General features: G+C 43.4%; 16 protein-coding genes. 9 read left to right on the top strand and 7 right to left on the bottom strand.

Annotation, left to right across the window (positions count from 1 at the left end):
• Nucleotides 1–7: 7 nt before the first annotated feature.
• The 5 genes from AWH66_RS18905 to AWH66_RS26000 all read left to right on the top strand — a co-directional run bounded on the left by AWH66_RS18905 (nt 8) and on the right by AWH66_RS26000 (nt 3,839).
• Nucleotides 8–730: an energy-coupling factor ABC transporter ATP-binding protein gene (locus tag AWH66_RS18905; RefSeq protein ID WP_063606703.1), complete on the top strand. Its 723-nt coding sequence runs from the start codon at nt 8–10 to the stop codon at nt 728–730.
• Nucleotides 708–1,316: a molybdenum cofactor guanylyltransferase MobA gene (gene mobA, locus AWH66_RS18900; RefSeq protein ID WP_063606704.1), complete on the top strand. Its 609-nt coding sequence runs from the start codon at nt 708–710 to the stop codon at nt 1,314–1,316. The genes AWH66_RS18905 and mobA overlap by 23 nt, the downstream gene beginning before the upstream one ends.
• Before the next feature lie 2 nt (nt 1,317–1,318).
• The gene (locus AWH66_RS18895) at nt 1,319–3,091 is read left to right on the top strand and encodes a bifunctional molybdopterin-guanine dinucleotide biosynthesis adaptor protein MobB/molybdopterin molybdotransferase MoeA (RefSeq protein WP_206360062.1); all 1,773 of its coding nucleotides are present in this window, start codon (nt 1,319–1,321) and stop codon (nt 3,089–3,091) included.
• 27 nt (nt 3,092–3,118) lie between these two features.
• Entirely contained in the window at nt 3,119–3,385 is a 267-nt protein-coding gene (locus AWH66_RS18890; RefSeq protein ID WP_063606706.1) for a DUF2960 domain-containing protein, read from the top strand.
• Nucleotides 3,386–3,569: 184 nt separating this feature from the next.
• Nucleotides 3,570–3,839, top strand: coding sequence for a hypothetical protein (locus AWH66_RS26000; protein ID WP_063606707.1), 270 nt, complete (start codon nt 3,570–3,572; stop codon nt 3,837–3,839).
• On the opposite strand, the gene AWH66_RS18885 is transcribed toward AWH66_RS26000, so the two are convergent.
• Nucleotides 3,802–4,443: a LysE family translocator gene (locus tag AWH66_RS18885; protein WP_063606708.1), complete on the bottom strand. Its 642-nt coding sequence runs from the start codon at nt 4,441–4,443 to the stop codon at nt 3,802–3,804. The genes AWH66_RS26000 and AWH66_RS18885 overlap by 38 nt on opposite strands.
• A 167-nt stretch (nt 4,444–4,610) precedes the next feature.
• On the opposite strand from AWH66_RS18885, the gene AWH66_RS18880 reads away from it, so the two are divergent.
• Nucleotides 4,611–6,092, top strand: a complete 1,482-nt coding sequence (locus tag AWH66_RS18880; RefSeq protein WP_063606709.1) for a carboxypeptidase M32 — start codon at nt 4,611–4,613, stop codon at nt 6,090–6,092.
• 110 nt (nt 6,093–6,202) lie between these two features.
• Here AWH66_RS18880 and AWH66_RS18875 read toward each other — a convergent pair whose 3' ends face one another.
• From AWH66_RS18875 to AWH66_RS18855, 5 genes are all read right to left on the bottom strand, one after another.
• A complete protein-coding gene (locus AWH66_RS18875) occupies nt 6,203–6,589 on the bottom strand; it encodes a VOC family protein (protein ID WP_063606710.1) in 387 nt (128 codons plus the stop codon).
• 157 nt (nt 6,590–6,746) lie between these two features.
• The gene (locus tag AWH66_RS18870; protein ID WP_063606711.1) at nt 6,747–7,865 is read right to left on the bottom strand and encodes a linear amide C-N hydrolase; all 1,119 of its coding nucleotides are present in this window, start codon (nt 7,863–7,865) and stop codon (nt 6,747–6,749) included.
• Nucleotides 7,866–8,082: 217 nt separating this feature from the next.
• Nucleotides 8,083–8,595, bottom strand: coding sequence for a porin family protein (locus tag AWH66_RS18865; protein ID WP_063606712.1), 513 nt, complete (start codon nt 8,593–8,595; stop codon nt 8,083–8,085).
• Nucleotides 8,596–8,780: 185 nt separating this feature from the next.
• Complete coding sequence (gene hrpA / locus AWH66_RS18860; protein WP_063606713.1) at nt 8,781–12,701, bottom strand: ATP-dependent RNA helicase HrpA; 3,921 nt, start codon at nt 12,699–12,701, stop codon at nt 8,781–8,783.
• 114 nt (nt 12,702–12,815) lie between these two features.
• Complete coding sequence (locus AWH66_RS18855; RefSeq protein WP_063606714.1) at nt 12,816–14,147, bottom strand: MipA/OmpV family protein; 1,332 nt, start codon at nt 14,145–14,147, stop codon at nt 12,816–12,818.
• Between the two features lie 250 nt (nt 14,148–14,397).
• Between AWH66_RS18855 and AWH66_RS18850 the strand changes: the two genes are divergently transcribed.
• From AWH66_RS18850 to AWH66_RS18840, 3 genes are all read left to right on the top strand, one after another.
• Nucleotides 14,398–14,784 (top strand): VC1380 family protein, encoded by a 387-nt coding sequence (locus AWH66_RS18850; RefSeq protein ID WP_063606715.1) that lies wholly within the window; start codon nt 14,398–14,400, stop codon nt 14,782–14,784.
• Nucleotides 14,785–14,807: 23 nt separating this feature from the next.
• Nucleotides 14,808–16,730 (top strand): alkaline phosphatase D family protein, encoded by a 1,923-nt coding sequence (locus AWH66_RS18845; protein WP_063606716.1) that lies wholly within the window; start codon nt 14,808–14,810, stop codon nt 16,728–16,730.
• Nucleotides 16,731–16,801: 71 nt separating this feature from the next.
• The gene (locus tag AWH66_RS18840) at nt 16,802–17,248 is read left to right on the top strand and encodes a tellurite resistance TerB family protein (protein WP_063606717.1); all 447 of its coding nucleotides are present in this window, start codon (nt 16,802–16,804) and stop codon (nt 17,246–17,248) included.
• Between the two features lie 75 nt (nt 17,249–17,323).
• On the opposite strand, the gene AWH66_RS18835 is transcribed toward AWH66_RS18840, so the two are convergent.
• Complete coding sequence (locus AWH66_RS18835) at nt 17,324–17,854, bottom strand: 3'-5' exonuclease (RefSeq protein WP_063606718.1); 531 nt, start codon at nt 17,852–17,854, stop codon at nt 17,324–17,326.
• Between the last annotated feature and the right edge of the window lie 24 nt (nt 17,855–17,878).

Below are 17,878 nucleotides of genomic sequence, written 5' to 3'. Positions count from 1 at the left end.
GACAATAATGACAATACAGCTTAAGGCAAAGCAGGTTTCCATGCGGTTCAAAGACCGTGTCTTATTTCATATTCCATCCCTAACGATCGGGCCAAATGAAGCAGTTTACTTAAAAGGCGATAATGGCGTCGGTAAAACTACACTACTGAAGATCTTGGCTGGCTTATTAAAACCTACATCAGGTGAAGTATTTCCCAATTGCCAAAGCATAATTTCGCGCATGTTTGGTGGTTCAGGTCGTAAAGACGTTATTTATCTTCATCAATCCCCTTACCTTTTTGATGGCTCGGTCTATCAAAATGTCGCGTATGGCATCAAGCATAAGCGACTAGAAGCTCATGATAAGCGCGCAGAAGTGATTGCAGCGTTGCGATTAGTCGGGCTTGAAACGCTCGCTGACGAGCATGTATCAGTGTTATCTGGCGGTGAAAAACAGCGAGTTGCTATGGCTCGCGCTTGGGTTCTAAAACCTTCTATTTTGTTGATGGACGAACCAAGTGCCTCCCTTGATCAAGAATCAATTGAACGTTTAGTTTTCATGGCTGAGGACCTTTTAAAGCACGGTTCTAGTATTGTGGTCACGAGCCATCAATCTAATGCATTAACTAAGTTGTGTCGAAAACAATGGTGGATAAAAGACTGCACCTTGATAGAATCTCCACTGCTACAAATTATTGATAAAAAACAAACCGATCAAGAGAGTGATTATGTTGCATCCAACTCAGACTAGTTGGGTTATCCTCGCCGGAGGCCAAGCGTCTCGTATGGGCGGAAATGACAAGGGCTTAATAGATTTTAATGGTAAGCCCTTAATCGAGTATGTTTTACAACGACTCACCACACAAACTTCATCCATTACCATTAACGCCAACCGCAATGTAGACCAATATAGCCAATATGCTCCCGTTATTAGCGATACGTATAAAGATTATCCGGGACCTCTTGGTGGAATGCACGCTGGCTTGGCCGCTTCATCAACAGACTGGGTCGGCTTTGTCCCATGTGATAGTCCGTTTATCGATGAAAGTATTGTTGAGCGTTTTTGTCATGCTGTCGAAGACTCGACCGACATTTTAGTGGCACATGACGGCGATTTTCATCAGCCTGTTTTCACCATGTTTCACAAGCGAGTTATACCGAAATTGGAAGCATTTTTAGAGCGTGGCGATAGAAAAATCATTTTGTTATACAAAGAGTGCAATACCAAGTACGTTGATTTTTCAGATAATCCCGATTGTTTTGTTAATCTAAATACACCAGAAGAACTGTCGAAACTATCAGCAACCATTGAGCATTCACAGAAGAGCCCTCTATGACCATCAAATCCATTAATAATGTCCCACTTCTGGGTTTCGCTGCTTATAGCGGTACCGGCAAAACAACGTTGTTGGAAGCCTTACTTCCAAAATTAACCGCTACCGGGCTAAGAATTGGTGTGCTAAAGCATGCGCATCATAACTTCGATGTAGATAAACCAGGTAAAGACAGCTATCGCCTACGTAAAGCGGGCGCTAGCCAGATGTTGATCTCTTCTCGATATCGACATGCGTTGATGACGGAAACCCCTGAGGCTGAAGCAAACTTTGAATACTTGTTGACGCGTTTTGATCATCAAGCGCTGGATTTGATTCTTGTTGAGGGTTGCAAGAACATCGCCTTCCCTAAAATTGAGCTAAACCGTAAAGAAGTGGGCAAACCTTGGCTACACCCAAGCGATGACAATATTATTGCTATCGCCAGTGACAGTGAGTTGGATGTGTCACTACCAACAATGAGCATCAATGATTTGGACGCGATTACAAGGTTCATCTTAAATTATGTTAGCCCAGAGGCCTCTAGCCCTAAGAAAGAGGCAGCGTGCTGCGATACGCTATCACCCGCTTTCTTATCCGTGAAACAAGGTCAAGAGCAAATTCTTAACGCCGTAAATGCTTTGTCTGCATCTGAAACTATCCCACTAATCAATGCTTATGGCCGCACGCTAGCAGAAAATATTTCGTCCCCTATCAATGTACCAGCATTCACCAACTCAGCAATGGACGGCTATGCCATCATTGGTGCAGATGCTGGACTAGAACAATTCAATGTCGTCGCGAGTGTGATGGCAGGTTATGGCTACGACCAAGAACTTCGCTCTGGTGAGTCGGTACAAATCATGACTGGAGCGCCAATGCCAGCCTGTGCTGATACCGTTATAATGCGCGAACAGGCTAATGTCGATGGCGATACAGTGAACTTTGGTGATGCCAGCATTAAGACTGGACAAAATGTTCGTCAAGCTGGAGAAGACCTAGCGATCAATCAATCGGTATTTGAAACCGGCACATTGTTGCAGGCACCTGAGATGGGCATGATCGCCTCGCTTGGGCTAGATAGCGTAAACGTGAATCGCAACCTAAAAGTCGCGGTATTTTCTACCGGTGATGAAGTTCAAGCCCCTGGAACACCTCTGCGTGCTCACTCTATTTATGACTCGAATCGCTTTACTATCATGGCGATGTTACAGAAATTAGGCTGTGAGATTGTTGACCTTGGCATCCTCGAAGATGATGAGTCCGTTATGGAGAATGCGATCACTGAAGCGAGTCACAGTGCGGACCTGGTTATTACCTCGGGTGGTGTCTCTGTCGGAGACGCTGACTTTATTAAGAACGTTCTTGAAAAACACGGTAACGTTGATTTTTGGCGTATTAATATGCGCCCTGGACGTCCTCTCGCTTTTGGTGACATCAATGGAACACCATTCTTTGGTCTTCCAGGAAATCCAGTCGCAGTGATGGTATCGTTTATTAACTTTGTTGAACCTGCGATTAAGAAGATGCAAGGTGTTGGACAGTTTGTACCACACAAAGCCATCGCCATTGCCTCAGAGCCACTGCGTTCCCGCCAAGGAAGAACCGAGTTTAGCCGAGGCTTCTACGAGCTCGATGAAGAATCGGGACAGTTAATGGTTCGCACGACTGGAAAACAAGGCTCGGGGATCTTACGTTCGATGAGTGAAGCAAACTGCCTAATAGAGATTGCACCACATATCGATACGGTAAAAGTAGGCGAAAGCGTGACAATTATCCCGCTTCAAGGCAGAATCTAGCGCTAAATTATCAGCAGGTAGAAAATCATGGCTCGTACCATCATTTACGAATACAAGAATGAAGAGAAAACACTGACGTTTTCTTACCAACAGCATCGCAATATTCATGAGGCTGTCGCTGAAGCAGAGGGCATCGACCTTTCTGATTTCTTAAGAATGGAACAGCAAATCGAAGCCGTTTCAGATACCAAGGCTGTTCGCAATTATCGCGACAACCATTTTAAAAAATTGGGCTTTGGAAAAATCACGCTCATGCCTAAAGAGAACTTCGGAGTTGGCAAAAAGCCGATGTAGTTACTTAATTCAATAACCAGAACACCGAGTCGATAGATTCGGTGTTTTTTATTCACTCAGGTAATAAAAAACGTTTGCCATATAAAAATTTTACTATCAAGTGGAACTAATGGCATGAAATGGTAACTAACTCTATCAGCAGACTCGTAATATTCATTACAACAAAAACAGTGATAGAGCGAATATGATTAAGGTAATTTCTTTAGTAGCAACTTTGATGATTTTAGGTGGGTGCGCGTCGTACAACGAGTTTGCGAGCGAAACTCAACTTTACAACCACAATCTAGAAGCTCGTAATTACTGTAAGCAGATAAGTGACTCCCAAGAATACTACCAGTGTTTCGATAAATTTCTATTGAAGTCCCCTACCGTCACTCTAAACCAACTCTATACCGCGCAACGCTCATTGGAAAAAGCTAAGAACTCATCGGCGGCTCTTCAACCAACAGCTTAATGCCGAGAATGATCAGCACTGCACCTGTCGTACCTTCCATCCAACGTACGAAATTTCCGTTGTTTAGAAGTGACTTAGCGGAGTTAAGCATGCCTGAGAGTCCACATTGCCACACCATCGCGATGACAAAGTGAATCGCGGCCATTAACAATGATTGCAAAAACGGCGAGTGCTCTGGGTTAATAAACTGAGGTAAAAACGCTAAGTAGAATACGGCGGTTTTAGGGTTCAACACATTAGACAAGAATCCTTCTCTTAGTGAGCGCGAAGCTGCTACGGTATTCGCCTTACCTTTCTCTAGTTCTATGGTCTGATTTGATTTTAACGCTCGTAAACTCGAGATACCCAACCAAATTAGATAAGCAGCGCCCAATGTCTTTACAAACGCAAACAATTCCGCTGATTGCGTAAGTATCACTGATATACCCAGAGCTGAGAATGTTGCATGAACAAATAGCCCCAAGCAGATTCCAAGACTGGTTATTGCACCATCATTGAAGCCGCCTCTAGATGTGTTACGAATCACCAGCGCCGTGTCCAATCCCGGTGTTAGCGTAAGGATAGTAATAGCAATAAGGAAGGCTTCAAGGTTAAGAATATGCATAACGTCCACTGTCATCTTTCTAAAACATCAGAGTTCGAATTCTGAGGTAACTCCGATTAAAAAGCCATGGTTATTTTAGATTTCAACGCCAGATTTTATCGGCTACTTTCCGTAACTCCTTGTTAGTGTTAAGTTAGGACAATCGTTCACGCAAAAGGTCATAAGACATGGAAAACTACAACAAACTGGTTGAACACTATAAAGCTATTTCTAATTTCAGTCATTTATCCGCCATATGTGGTTGGGATGCTGCGGCAATGATGCCATCTGGCGGCAACCAAGCTCGTTCAGAAGCGATGGCTCAACTGTCACTTCATATCCATCAACTATCGACCGCGCCGCAGCTAGCAGAATGGTTCGAACAGGCTCAGAGTGATGAACTCGACCCTTCACAACAAGCCAGTTTAGGGGAAATGAAACGACAATGGCAGCTTAACACTGTCGTTCCAGAAGAATTAGTGAAAGCAAAGTCTCTCGCAGGTTCCAAGTGCGAACACGCTTGGCGTACACAGCGTGGTGACAATGATTGGGCCGGCTTCTGTAAGAACTTCGAAGAGGTAGTGAAACTGTCGCAAGAAGAAGCCCAAATTAGAGCAGAACAATCAGGGTTAACTCCTTATGACGCGATGCTGGATATCTATGAGCCAGGGGTAAACTCACAGCAGCTCGATTCTATCTTTGGTGACTTGGTATCTTGGCTACCAGAACTGACCCAACAGGTTATCGAAAAGCAAAAAACAGAGTCGGTTTATACCACTGAAGAGTCATACAGCACCAAAGATCAAAATGAACTTGGATTGGAGGTGATGAAACTACTTCAGTTCGACTTTGACCATGGTCGTCTAGATATCAGTTCGCACCCTTTCTGTGGCGGTGTACCTCAGGATGTCAGAATCACAACTCGCTATGATGAGTCTGACTTTGTTCAATCGTTAATGGGAATTGTCCACGAAACCGGTCATGCTCGTTATGAACAAGGCTTACCAAAACGGTGGGCAGGGTTACCCGTTGGCCAAGCACGTTCAATGGGCATTCATGAATCTCAATCTTTGTTCTTCGAAATGCAGTTAGGCAGAAGCCAGCCGTTTATCGCCAACTTAGCGCCACTGGCTCAAAAACACTTCTCAACTAATGATGCGAAAGTATTCGAAGCAAACAATCTACAGAAAATCTATACCCGAGTGCAACCTGGATATATTCGCGTTGATGCGGACGAACTTACCTACCCAGCCCATGTTATTCTACGTTATGAGATCGAACGAGATTTGATGAATGGTAAGATCTCCTATAAGGATATTCCTGAACTGTGGAATCTGAAGATGCAGCAGTACCTAGGTCTTACCACACAAGATAACTTTAAAGACGGTTGCATGCAGGATATCCATTGGACTGATGGGGCATTTGGTTATTTCCCTTCCTACACGTTAGGTGCAATGTATGCGGCGCAGTTTATGGCGGCGATGAGAAAAGAAGTGGATGTAGATGATGCACTGTCTTCTTTAGAACTGGCTCCAGTCTTTAATTGGTTGAGTGATAACATTTGGAGCAAGGCAAGTACGTTGGCAACCGGAGAACTTGTTAAACAGGCTACCGGTTCAGAACTTGATGCAAAATACTTCAGAGCTCACTTAGAAAGCCGTTACTTATAAAAATATTAAAACCAGCACATAGAGGTGAATCCTTGTTGTGCTGGTTAATTACTGTTTAGTAGCATTAATTAAAAGATGATTACGCTCACGCTCTATAACCGTGACTAATTCTAAGAACCGTACTCAATAACGGAAATAATAGCACCACAAGGATCTTCAATTACCGCTATTTTGCCCACGCGCTCAATGATTGTTACAGGGACTAACACCGACCCACCAACCAGTTCAGCTTTTCTCAAGGTCTCTTCAACACAATCAACCGTCACATAAGTACGCCAATGTGCTCGAATATCATTATCATCGAGAGTGAGTATTCCAGCAAATGGCTCTGACGCATTGTTGCTTGTCGCCAAAGCATAGCGACTGCCATTTCGACCTGGTACCTCTTTTAACTTCCAACCAAACATTGATTCATAGAATCGACACGACTGGTCGAAGTCTGGAGTCATTAACTCTGACCAACTAAACAAACCATGGTCCTCAAACGGCTTATCCACTTATATCTCCTCCACTTTATTAGGCAGTTACACGCCTTATTAATGGTGGGCAAGTTACAACCAAAACATATTCGAGTCTTTTCTATCCTTATTAAAAAAGCGACCCTTTAAAGGACCGCTTTGATTCAAAATAGTGAAAATTCAGTCGTTACTACGTCTATTGATTGTTAATCGCAGGTTGAACACTTTGTGTGATGTCTTCGAACTCAAATTTTCCATCATCTAATGCTCTTTTCGTCTCATTTTTGGCAGCAAAATTAATGGCGTTGAGATCCACTTTCTTAATTCGGCTGTCATTCATCGTCTTGTAATAAAGAACGCCATTGGTCTGGTCAACCACTGAAGTCCACTGAGTCGCGCTTGGTAGGTCTGGAATATGCTCTCGATATTGCGGGCCAAACTCTGAGCCGATGGGAATATCGAAGTTATTCAGAATATGAAAGGCTTGAGAAACTGCCTGTGCCGAGGTTTTGAGGTCAGGTGCAGTGGTTACATAAAATGCCGCACGTACGAACCTAGAAGGCGGTGTAATGTCGCCAGGTAGGCCTAAGAACCCTGAACCGATACCGAATGATTTTGCTTCAACCTCTCCAAACTGCCGAGGAGCACTGGTTCCGGGTTGCAAGTGCAGATAGTTGTTTAAGTTGGTCACCTGCCAAGGAAACGTTGGAGAGTTAGTCAGAACGCCTACTTCATTTTCGTAAATATGCACCTCTCCTTGGTTCATAATTTCAATCACAACACTTCGACCTGTTTTGTCTGTTACACGCCAATGCCCTGTTGGTGAAGGCTGTCCTTTAGCGTCTAGATATACTGGCACGATATCTATAGATTTCATCGCGGTTAGAACTTCATCGACAGTTTTAAATTGCGACAACATCCAACGCACAAAATCCATATCGGTAATGCTATTCTGCCTCGTTTCCTCATTATATGGTTTTAGTGAACCGTATCCTTTGAAATAGAAAAGTCCGGCACTCAATCCTGCCTCATTTACCCCTTCTCCGATAAATCGGTCATCACTCACTGAGATGCCAACAAAACCTAGGCGACTGTCCCAACCTAGTCCTTGTTTTCGATCGGGCATAATCGACGTGAACTGGTGTTTTCTCGGTGAGATGATCAGTTTACTATTTAGATTACTCTCACCCCATTCAATAGTTCGAGCTTGGATGAAGTCGTTCCCAACAGTAGAAAGAGAGATACCAGTACAAGCACTAGCAGGTACGATAACGCTAGCAGAAAGCACTATCGCAATTAACGTTTTTCTGAACATTTCAAACAACCTAAAAGTTAGGCTACACATTGTAGTGCTATGAGTGTAGACCTAGTTCTCTTGGTTGAAAATGGAAATTGCAATGAGATGAAAACAATTATCTCACCAGGCGATTATTGATAACACCATCCATCAAAAGACTCTCTATTCGGTCAATTTTAGGTCGCCAAGTACGAAAAAGGCGACTCAAGGTCGCCTTTTACACACTTACATAGTTTTAGAAGATGTGAAGTGTTGCATTGATAGTAAAGCTATCTAAATCTTTGTCATCAAATTTGGTTTTAACGCCGTTAAATCGTTGCCAGCTCGCACCAACAGAAAGCATATCTGTCACGAAATACTCTGCACCCACACCGTACATAAAGTCTGTACCGCTGTCGCTGCCGCTTAGACCATCTTTATAATCAGCGTTGTAGTAGTGTAAACCACCTTTAGCGTAAATCTGTACTGGACCAATATCGATACTCGGCTTAAGTGCTGCGTACCAAGAACCTAGTTCTGCGTAACCGTTCTTGCCTTCGCTAGTACCATCGAAGTTACCGTGTTTCCAATAACCACCTTCAATACCGATGATAGGCAGAATACCAGTACCGACGTGGAAACCCATTGGAGTATCGCTGTTACCATTGTAGTCTGCACGACCAGCAGAAACACCACCATACAACCACGCATCAGCGAACGCTGACGTCGACGCACCAACAAGCGCAAGCGCTAAAAGTGTCTTTTTCATTTGTAACCTTCTTGTTTAATAAAATGCGGCGAGTCCAATGAAAGCCACCGCGGAGCTTTATATATCACACACTATATCGTAGGAGAATCCTTCAAGTTTTAATTTTCGGTAAAACTTTCTGAATTCTCATACGCTTAGAAGTTATATCTATCACATTTTTGCATAGAATCTATTTAGTTGGACGCTTAGCAAGCGTCTATCGCATTCAATACGCGCTTATCAGAGACTGGGTATGGTGTACCGAGCTGCTGAGCAAAATAACTCACGCGGAGCTCTTCTAGCATCCAGCGAATCTCTTTAACGTTTTCTGGTATTTTCATACCTTTTGGAATCTTGTTAAGTAACTCTTTGTAGTCTTGAGTGACGGATTCCACTTTTAGCATGTGCATGCGATCTCGATTGGGGTCAATCGGTAACTTCTCCATGCGTTTCTCAATTGCTTTCAAGTAACGCAGAATATCCGGCAGTCGTTTCCAGCCACATTCGGTTGCGAAGCCTTTGAAAATCAATCCTTCAATCTGCGCTTTTATATCCGATAACGCGAATGCCATCGTCAAGTCTACACGACCTTTAAGCTTTTTATTAATGTTGAACGCGGTCGTCAGGATTGTCTCCACTTGCTGTGCAATGTCTACAACTGTATCGCCTAATTCACCACGTACATACTCTTTAAGTTGTTCAAATTTGTCTGCATCCCAAACCAAGCCTCCTTGACCTTCGATAAGCTTATCGATACCGCATGCTATACAGTCATCAATTAAGTCTAACACTTTGCCATAAGGGTTGAAATAGAGACCCAACTTCGATTTGTTCGGAAGATTGGTGTGCAGATATTTAATTGGAGAAGGTACATTCAGTAGCAGCAAACGACGTTGCCCTTCTTTCATGACCTGCTCTTGTTCTACTTCCGTTTCAAACAACTTAATTTCAACGCTGTCTTTATTATCCACTAGAGCAGGATAAGCTTTAACATCAAATCCACCGCGCTTTTGCGAATAGACTTTTGGCAGTTCACCAAAACTCCACGTATGCAAACCTTGCTGCTCGATATCATCATCAGCAACTTTAGACAAAGTTTGTTGCACTTTGTCTTTCAGGCTTTCTTTCAACTCATAAAGATTGCGATTCTCTTTGAGCTTTCTATTGCGATGATCCACAGCACGGAAAGTAATTTTCAGGTGTTCAGGAAGTTGTTCTAGATTCCAATCGTCCCTTAATACTTCCACACCTGTCATGCGGCGAAGTTCTTTTTCCAATGCATCTAAAAGTGGTGCTTCCATCGGTGTGACACGAGCCAAGAACGCGTCTGCGTAGTTTGGCGCTGGTACAAAGTTCTTACGTAGTGTCTTTGGCAATGCTTTGATTAAGCTCACCACCAGTTCATGTCGCAACCCCGGGATTTGCCAATCGAACCCTTCGTTATCAATCTGGTTAAGGATAGGTAATGGGATGTGCACTGTTACACCGTCACTATCTTCTCCAGGTTCAAACTGATAGCTTAGCTTGAGTTTAAATCCGCCTTGATGCCAGAAGTTAGGATAATCAAGATCGGTAACATGACTAGCGTCGCCCTTAAACAGCATCTCCTTTTCAAAATTAAGAAGCTCTTTGTTCTTCTGACTTGCTTTCTTCCACCACGTATCAAAATGGCGCCCAGAAACAACTTCTGTGCCTACACGTTGATCGTAAAAATCAAATAGCTCATCGTCATCAACAAGGATATCCCGACGACGCGACTTGTGTTCTAGCTCTTCTACTTCTTGTAATAGCTTTCTGTTTTGTTTAAAAAACGCGTGCTTGGTTTCCCAATCCCCTTCAACCAAGGCACTGCGCACAAACAGTTCGCGACTTAAAACTGGGTCAATCGCACCATAGTTAACCAATCGCTTCGGAACAATTGGTACTCCGTACAACATCACTTTTTCGTGTGCCATTACGGCTGCGCGTTTTTTCGACCAATGGGGTTCACTGTAGCTACGCTTGATTAGATGTTTTGCTAGAGGCTCAATCCACTCTGGCTGAATCTTGGCGATAATACGCCCCCAGAGCTTTGAAGTTTCTACCAGCTCTGCCGACATAATCCACTTAGGTTGCTTCTTAAACAGACCTGAAGCGGGGAAAATATGGAAGCGCGCGTTTCGAGCACCTTGGTACTCGTTTTTTTCCTGGTCTTTCACGCCAATATGCGACAACAAGCCAACCAGTAAGGCAGTATGGACAGATTGATAGCTACCCGGTTCTTGGTTGAGTTTTTCATCCATCTCACGCATGGCTTGATGTATTTGGAAGTAAACGTCCTGCCATTCGCGTACACGCAAGTAGTTTAAATAGTCTTGCTTACATTGCTTGCGAAATTGGTTTCCAGACAACGCTTTTTGTTGTTTTTGAATGTAATCCCATAGGTTTACAAACGTTAGGAAATCAGACTCTTGATCGAAGAAGCGCTTGTGTTTGTCGTCGGACGATTGCTGCTTATCACTAGGACGTTCTCTTGGGTCTTGAATAGATAAAGCAGAAGCGATAACCATAACTTCTTTTAAACATCCAAGTCTTGGGGCCTCTATCACCATTCGAGCCAAACGAGGGTCAATAGGTAAGCGAGCTAACTTACGACCAATTGGTGTTAAACGTTTCTTAGGATCCTTTGCTTTATCATTGATAGCACCTAACTCTTCAAGCAGACGAACACCGTCCTGAATATTGCGTTTATCAGGTGCTTCAACAAATGGGAAAGCTTCAATATCACCCAATCCTAAAGCCGTCATTTGCAGAATGACTGACGCTAGATTGGTTCTAAGAATTTCTGGGTCCGTGAATTCTGGACGTGATTCGAAATCTGCTTCCGAATACAGACGAATACAAATCCCCTCTTCTACACGGCCGCATCGACCTTTACGCTGGTTTGCACTTGCCTGAGAAACTGGCTCAATAGGAAGACGCTGAACCTTTGTGCGATAACTATATCGACTAATACGAGCGGTACCAGGGTCAATAACGTACTTAATCCCCGGAACAGTCAGTGATGTTTCTGCAACGTTGGTGGCGAGTACAATTCGTCGACCTGCATGTGGTTGGAAGATCTTATTCTGTTCGCCAGCGGATAAGCGAGCGTACAACGGAACAATCTCAGTATCACGAAGGTTACGTTTTGTTAATGCGTCCGCCGTATCACGAATCTCACGTTCACCGTTCATGAAAATCAGAATGTCGCCAAGACCTTCATCACACAGTTCATCTACCGCTTCGAAAATACCTTCTAGCTGATCTCTATCACCATCATCGTCCCCAGACAGAGGCCGATAACGGGTTTCAACGGGGAATGTTCGCCCCGAGACTTCGATAATTGGCGCGTCATTAAAATGCTTTGAAAAACGCTCTGGATCGATGGTCGCTGAAGTGATAATGATTTTTAAATCAGGGCGTTTCGGGAGTAACTCACGTAAGTAACCCAGAATAAAATCGATATTCAAACTGCGCTCATGCGCTTCATCAATAATGATGGTGTCATATTGATTAAGAAAACGATCATGTTGAATTTCAGCCAGTAAGATACCGTCTGTCATCAATTTCACTTGGGTATTCTCAGAAATCTGGTCGTTGAATCGGACCTTATAACCTACGAACTCGCCCAGTGATGTCTCCATCTCTTCGGCGATACGATTTGCCACTGAACGCGCGGCAAGTCGTCTTGGCTGTGTATGACCAATTAAGCCAAATTGTCCTCGACCTAATTCTGAACAAATTTTCGGTAGCTGAGTCGTCTTACCTGAACCCGTTTCACCCGCGACAATAACCACTTGGTTGTTCTCAATGGCTTCAGCAATTTCATCTTTCTTCTGACTAACTGGCAACTGCTCTGGGTAATTAATGGTGGGTTTTGCAGCTGCGCGCTGCTGAGCAACCATCATCGAACGCGCAATATCGATAGCAATTTCGTCGAATACTGCAGATTGAGCTTCTGGTTTTTTAATTCTTGTTGCGCCTGCAATACGCTTACTCAAACGAAAGCGGTCGCGAATCATACAGTCTTTTAATGCTTTTTTAAGTGACTGTGGATTGTTCGCTTGCACTTGCGACTGTTGATTGGAATTTTGAGAGGAAGTCAAAACGTTCCCTACTTAACTTTTTACTATTAAAAACTGGCCGGATTGTAGCACAGGTAGGAAATTAGCGTTAAGCGAGAAGGATACAAAAAAGCTCCGCAATGCGGAGCTTTCTGATTAGAAGTGGTACTGAAGATAGAAGGTGCTGTAGTTACTACCACCTTTGATTCGACCGAACTGGGACGAAGCTTCGAATATCGCACTGCGGTGATGCAGAGCATAACCAAGCCATAACTCTTCAAGTGCTGGTTTACCGATAATAGAGCCTATGCTGATGTCATAAGAAATGTCAATGTAGTTCATAAGGTGACTTGCACGCTTACCTTTATCCTTCATCTCTTCTTGTTCGATATAGGTAATGTTGTCGATATATGACAGGCCGTTACCCACACCTAAACGCATCTTCACTGGCCAGTTAAACGTGTAATATGCTTTGATAAGCGTGATAAATTCAGTACCAGAACCTTGAACCTCAGAACTCCAGTGGTGAGCAATACCCGGACTCAAATAGATATCCAACGGCATACCAAACAATTCGTCCGTTAATGGATGGCCATAAAATACCGACGTTACTTGGTTATTATACGGATCTCGCTTACCGTTAAAGGTCAGGATATCACCCATGTCCGATGGTGACGCATAACCATGAGCTACACGCACATAAGGTTTCGCACCGATATCACGACGAACTTGCTTCGCTTTTGATGTTGATTTTTTCTTCTCGTTGAAGAAACCAACACCGAAATACACTTCGCCTTCAAAACGTTCGTTAATCACTGATGAATGATACGCTTGGTTATCCAACATGCGAATATTCGTTGCACCTACAAGGTATAGGTTTGATACGACGTGGTATTTAGCATCAACGCCCATCGCATAGTCCATAGCGCCACTTAGGCTATCTGTAGTACCTCGGTATGTACCATAGTATTCGGTGTTAAAGTCAGCATCTTTATAACGCAGGGTGACGTTAGGACGCAATTCAAGGTCACCATAATCAAGCATCCCTTGGAGTCTAAAGTTCGCATGATAACGGTTATGTCCGTCTGTCATTAGCTCGGTGTCGAAGTGCCAAGCGTCATCAAAGTTATAACGCATTTGCAGACCATAGTCCGCAGTGTCTCCCCCAACGGCATTTTGCTCGTCTGCTGGTATGTCGATAAAACGCATACGCGCAATAGCGTTAAGCTCTAATTCTTTGTCATCCGTTTTATAGAGGTGGGCACCTGCCATAGTACCGTCTAGAAAGACATAGTCATTCTTAAAGAACATCATCGGAATAAAGGTACTAACGGTGGTATCACTTCCTTTGGTATCAAAAGGAATGTTCGCTGTACGCCACACTGCTGCAATGCCCCAATCCGCTTCTTGCGCTGACTCTTCTGCCAATACCACTGGTGTTGTACAAAGTGATGCTGCGGTCGCGAGCGCGAGATTTCTCTTTATCATGTCTTGCAGTTTCTCCAACTGGAATATGTTTACAATTAATAAGCTAAGGAGCACGTAATCACTATTTTGACTGATAGCCAAAATTCACACGCTATTTATCAAATAACCTAACAACAGCTACCTCAGTGAAGTAGAGTTGTATATTATGGGGTTAACGCATATTTTTATGTCACCACACTGTTATTTGCCTTATGGCTCAATAAATAACCAACAGTGATGGGTGTCATAGTTTCCACTATTTAGACGAATCGTGAAAGTAGAAAAGTTAAAAAAAATTCTCCAATCTTTGCCAAACGATCAACATATTGATGTCGTCACGGGTGAGACATGGCTTCCAGAACGACTTTTGAGCGCCAAAGTCGATAATGACTTGTTATTCTTAGAGTTCGACAACGCTCCTGACGAAGCGGAAGATACGTTTGAAGGTCGAGGATTTGTTGAGCATGAAATAGAGCTTGTTCGTGAGCGACTCGCTCAGATTATTGATCAAAGCAACAATAATGAGCATCTTTTGGATGCATTGACCGCTTTTTTCCTAATCGGTCACGAAACTAGCAGCTCAGAGTTTGTCGAACTGCTTGAGAAAATGAACGATGCAACGACAGCATCAGAGCAACCAGCACTGGAACATTCCTAGAAAGTAAGTAGAAAGAACGCCCCATGAAAAAGCTCAATCCTGTGTTGGCAGGCCCAATATTACGTCGCACTAGCCCTCAACAATTCACTCTATGGCTGGCGACCTCTTTGTGTCCTTCCAATCTCCAGCTTGTGATGAATATCGATGAAGAGATCTCTTACCGTGATTTTAAGACTGAGCAGGTCTACAAGATAAGCAACAAACTATGGCTCATTCAGTTCCACACTAATCTTTCAACGTCTCAATCCTGCCACCTAAGCTATAACGTTGTTTGGCGGCAATCCAAGATCAGCGTTCTTAATGACAATATGTTCTATTCAACGTCATCTTGGGTAGACATCATCTTGTCAGATAAGTCTGATCATATTCTTCACGGCTCATGTAGAAACCCACATCATCATAGTGACGACAGCTTGCTTCAAGTCGATGTGTTGCTCGATCAATTAGCGACCTCTACACAAGACAATGAGCGACCAGACCTTCTGTTGCTTACGGGCGACCAAATATACGCTGATCATGTTGCCGGTCCCATGTTGGTGGCTATCCATAAAGTCATCAAATTACTTGAGTTACCTGGTGAGTCATTTATTGGTGCCCCTGTTGGAAATGCAGATGAACTCTACCATTGTACCAACGCGCTCTATTCTAGAGACCAAATACTACCCCATTACCAAGATGAGACTCATCGCCTGAAGGGTCTGATTAATAAAAATGACACGCCTATTTTCAGCTCTAGAGAATGCGAAAATCATCTGATTAGCTTCTCAGAATTTTTGGCAATGTACTTGCTTAATTGGTCTCCTGAACTCTGGGATGCCATTCATTTTAACCAACTGCGTCCCAATTATGGTTCGGAAAGCCAACCTTTGCTAGAGAAAGACCAACCTCTTTGGAGCAAGGAAAAGGCAGAACTTGATAGGTTTGTCGCTGGATTACCTAAGGTCAGGCGAGTAATGGCGCATATCCCAAGTTATATGATTTTTGATGATCACGACGTAACTGACGATTGGAACCTGACTGTTGGCTGGGAAAAAGCAGCTTACGAAAACGCGTTTTCTAAGCGAATAATAGGCAACGCTCTCTTGTCCTATCTACTATGTCAAGCTTGGGGTAATACCCCAGTTCAGATGAAGAATGACTGGCGAAACAGTTTGGTTGCACTGTTCTCTTATGCCAACGGAAACAAAGTCATCGCGCAAGACCAACACGATGAGTTAATCACGCAATTGCTACGATACGAGAAGTGGCATTTTAGTCTTGAGTCATCACCCAAAGTAGTGGTTCTTGATACTCGCACACGACGCTGGCGTTCCGAGTCCAATCTGAATAAACCATCTGGTCTAATGGACTGGGAAGCAATGGTGGAATTTCAACAGGAGCTCATCGGTCTAGACTCTGTCGTCGTTGTGTCTCCCGCCCCTATGTTTGGTGTTAAGTTTATAGAGACGCTACAAAGTATGGCGACAAAAATGGGTAATCCCCTAATTATTGATGCTGAAAACTGGATGGCCCATCCTGGAAGTGCCAATACTTTGCTGTCCATTTTTACCCATACCAAGACACCTAAAAACTTTGTCATCTTGTCGGGTGACGTCCACTACTCCTTTGTCTACGACGTAAAGCTTCGTTATAAGCAGACGGATTCACACATTTACCAAATCACCTGTAGTGGAATAAAGAATGAGTTTCCGGAACCACTACTGACGATTTGTGACACCCTCGATAAATGGCTTTACTCACCGCGTTCACCGTTGAACTTATTTACTAAGCGTAAACGTTTAAAGATCTTCAAACGTAAGCCCGAACCAAGTCATCATAATCGTCTGGTCAATAAAAGTGGTATCGGAAAGGTACGATTGGATGATGAAGGCAAACCTGTCGAGATATCGGTCCTTCATGGAGATGGCACAAAAACCACATTCCCTGAAACTAATTCCGAAAGCTAAACTCTAATTACTTGTGATCTGCCTCAACAATCACTATGTATTATAAATAAGCAATAAAATCAGGTAACGCCATGTTTAATTCCATTACTTCCATATTTAAACAACTTATTGAAGGCGATGACTTATCTAACAACAAGTCAATTAGCCCTAACCTTGCTATCGCCGCACTGCTTTGCGAAGTGTCTAATGCGGATTATCAAGTGGAAGAGGAAGAAGAAAAAGCCAAGCTATCTTTAATCGAACGATTGTTAGAACTTGACGAACGAGAGTCGAAAACGCTGTTGGCTCAAGCGCAAGAACAGACCAAGAATTCAGCTTCTTTGTACGACTTTACCTCTGGCTTAAGAGAGTTAAGTCAGGAGAAGCGCTTTGATTTAATCAAAGCTATGTGGGAAGTCGCCAACGCAGACGGAGTTATCGACCCACTAGAAGATGCAGTGATTCGCAAAGTAGCAGAGCTCCTCTATGTTGATCACAGTGAGTTTATTCGAGCTAAGATTCAAGTCACTGACAAGTAATGCCATACGCTATAAGTACAAAAAAGCCGAGCAGAGAATATTTCTGGTCGGCTTTTGTCACTACTAGTCAGCGAGTTACAGCATAGTCAATGCCAATTTAGCAAGGTTGTACGCATCAACATAACCCGAGTGCTGTCTGCCTTCCCACTCTATTCCTTGGCTTTCTTGTGCCGCTTTGTGACCAATACGTTTATCTTTAAGTCGATGTTGCATGCGATATAACGTCGCCAAATTAACAAACTCTTTGAATGGCATCTCGATGCCTTTCGATTGACATTCTTCGAGTAAGATTATGTCGTCTCGGCCCCATGAGGCATAAATTTTGTTGGTTCCACCAAAGTTTTTAACCATCGACTGAATCACTGAAGCTAGCGGACGACCCTGCTTTTCTACTTTACGCGGCGTTATACCGGTAAGCTCTGTACAAAATAACGACACCTTATCAGTTTCAGGCTTAACGTAATATTGCGCTCGCTTCACTACTTCTTGCTTAACTAAATCTATTTCTGCAAGCCCTACTTCAATTATCTCGCCAGTCGTGCCAACACCGTCGACATTCCAACAACACATTTCAAGATCAAAACAAACGACACGATTATAATTCATAGGGATTTTAAGATTAGTTAAACG

It is taken from the genome of Vibrio barjaei (assembly GCF_001639065.2).
Taxonomy (GTDB): Bacteria; Pseudomonadota; Gammaproteobacteria; order Enterobacterales; family Vibrionaceae; genus Vibrio; species Vibrio barjaei.
The sequence above is the reverse complement of the archived record's forward strand: the minus strand, read 5'-3'. Positions and strand labels throughout refer to the sequence as shown.

Coding starts and splice junctions, on each gene's coding strand:
- AWH66_RS26000 (WP_063606707.1), top strand. CDS start 3,570: ATGATTAAGGTAATTTCTTTAGTAGCAACTTTGATGATTTTAGGTGGG.
- AWH66_RS18865 (WP_063606712.1), bottom strand. CDS start 8,595: ATGAAAAAGACACTTTTAGCGCTTGCGCTTGTTGGTGCGTCGACGTCA.
- AWH66_RS18855 (WP_063606714.1), bottom strand. CDS start 14,147: ATGATAAAGAGAAATCTCGCGCTCGCGACCGCAGCATCACTTTGTACA.
- AWH66_RS18835 (WP_063606718.1), bottom strand. CDS start 17,854: ATGAATTATAATCGTGTCGTTTGTTTTGATCTTGAAATGTGTTGTTGG.
- AWH66_RS18890 (WP_063606706.1), top strand. CDS start 3,119: ATGGCTCGTACCATCATTTACGAATACAAGAATGAAGAGAAAACACTG.
- mobA (WP_063606704.1), top strand. CDS start 708: ATGTTGCATCCAACTCAGACTAGTTGGGTTATCCTCGCCGGAGGCCAA.
- AWH66_RS18870 (WP_063606711.1), bottom strand. CDS start 7,865: ATGTTCAGAAAAACGTTAATTGCGATAGTGCTTTCTGCTAGCGTTATC.
- AWH66_RS18905 (WP_063606703.1), top strand. CDS start 8: ATGACAATACAGCTTAAGGCAAAGCAGGTTTCCATGCGGTTCAAAGAC.
- AWH66_RS18880 (WP_063606709.1), top strand. CDS start 4,611: ATGGAAAACTACAACAAACTGGTTGAACACTATAAAGCTATTTCTAAT.
- AWH66_RS18845 (WP_063606716.1), top strand. CDS start 14,808: ATGAAAAAGCTCAATCCTGTGTTGGCAGGCCCAATATTACGTCGCACT.
- AWH66_RS18840 (WP_063606717.1), top strand. CDS start 16,802: ATGTTTAATTCCATTACTTCCATATTTAAACAACTTATTGAAGGCGAT.
- AWH66_RS18885 (WP_063606708.1), bottom strand. CDS start 4,443: ATGCATATTCTTAACCTTGAAGCCTTCCTTATTGCTATTACTATCCTT.